The organism is Thauera phenylacetica B4P (genome assembly GCF_000310225.1).
Lineage (GTDB): Bacteria > Pseudomonadota > Gammaproteobacteria > Burkholderiales > Rhodocyclaceae > Thauera > Thauera phenylacetica.
The window spans coordinates 1-1,403 of the sequence record NZ_AMXF01000451.1 but is presented as its reverse complement, the minus strand read 5'-3'; the positions used below and the strand labels follow the sequence as shown (position 1 = coordinate 1,403).

Here is a 1,403-nt window from a genome sequence, read left to right as displayed (position 1 = left end):
GGCGCGGCGCGCATCGTCGAGGAGCGGCAGCGCGAGCGCCGCCGCCGCCGCGGGCACGCGGCCAACCAGGCCCGGCACGGGCTGCAGGATGTCGGCGAGCGTGCTGCGGCCGTCCAGCAGCTGCAGCAGGTCCGCGCCCTCGCCCACGCCGAGCGCACCACACAGCGTGGCGTCGCCCTCGGCCTCGTCCAGCACCAGCACGCGCTCGCTACGCCCGGCGATGCGGTGGGCGGCGAGCGCGGCGTTGTCGGCGGCGCGGCGGCCGCCTGCGTACAGCGCCACCACCTGGGGCGGCGCGCGGCGGAACAGCCTGCGCAGGCCGGCCGCCTGGTCCTCGCGTCCGTCGAGCATGCTCAGGCCCCTCCTGCCGCGAGCAGCATGCCGGCCTCGTCGCCCTGCAGGTGCCAGGGCGACGCGCTGCCGTGCTCGCGCAGCGCGCGGTGCAGCAGGTAGGCGCGGTTGGGCAGGTGCAGGTCCTCGGGCACGCGCTGGCCGTTGGTAAGGTAGCGGATGTCGAGCTCGTGGCGCACCGCGACGTCGAGCGCGGGCGCGAGCGAGGCGGCCTCGTCCACCTTGGTGAAGATGCAGCCGGCGAGGTCGTCGCCGGCGTAGGCGCGCACCACGTCGTCCAGGGTGTCGCCGCGCGCGGTGGCGCTGAGCAGCAGCAGCCGGCGCACGTCGCCGGCACCGGAGAGCATGGCCGCCTGCTCGGCCACCATGCGGTCGCGCTGGCTCATGCCCATGGTGTCGATCAGCACCATGTGCTTGTTGCGCAGGCCGGCCAGGGTCTGGCGCAGGTCGGCCGCGTCGCGCACCGAGAACACCGGCACGCCGAGGATGCGGCCGTAGATGCGCAGCTGCTCCTGGGCGCCGATGCGGTAGCCGTCGGTGGTGATCAGCGCCAGCCGGCCGGCGCCGTGGCGGACCACGCAACGCGCGGCGAGCTTGGCGGTGGTGGTGGTCTTGCCGACCCCGGTGGGGCCGACCAGCGCATACACGCCGCCGCGGTCGAGCAGGTCCTCGTCCGAGGCGCAGGCCCGCATCAGGCGGTCGAGCGCGGCACCCACCGCCTCGCGCGCCTCGATGCGGTCGGCGTCCTCGAGCACGGCCTCGACCAGCTTGCGCGCGATCGCCGCGGAGAAGCCGGCCTCGAGCAGCTCGCCGAGCATGGCCGCGCGCGCCGGCGCCTGGCGGCGCGTCTCGCCCCAGGCGAAGCCGGCGAGCTGGCGCTCGATCATGCCGCGGATGCCGGTGAGCTCCGCCATCAGGCGGGCGTTGGTCTCCTGCAGCTCGCGCACGCGCGTGCTGCCGAATTCGTCGGTCTCGGGACGGGCGGCGCGGCCGGAGAACACCGCCGGGCCGCTCGCGGGCGGCCGCGGAGCCGAGGCCTGGGCGGCGGCCGC

1 protein-coding gene and 1 pseudogene are annotated in these 1,403 nt (G+C 76.4%); both read right to left on the bottom strand.

Features of this window, described 5'->3' with window-relative positions; genetic code table 11:
- A pseudogene (locus tag C667_RS22940) lies at nucleotides 1-351 on the bottom strand (MinD/ParA family ATP-binding protein); the annotation flags it as partial.
- A gap of 2 nt (nucleotides 352-353) precedes the next feature.
- On the bottom strand, nucleotides 354-1,403 hold a 1,050-nt coding region (gene flhF, locus C667_RS22935; protein WP_004388705.1), incomplete at its 5' end, for a flagellar biosynthesis GTPase FlhF.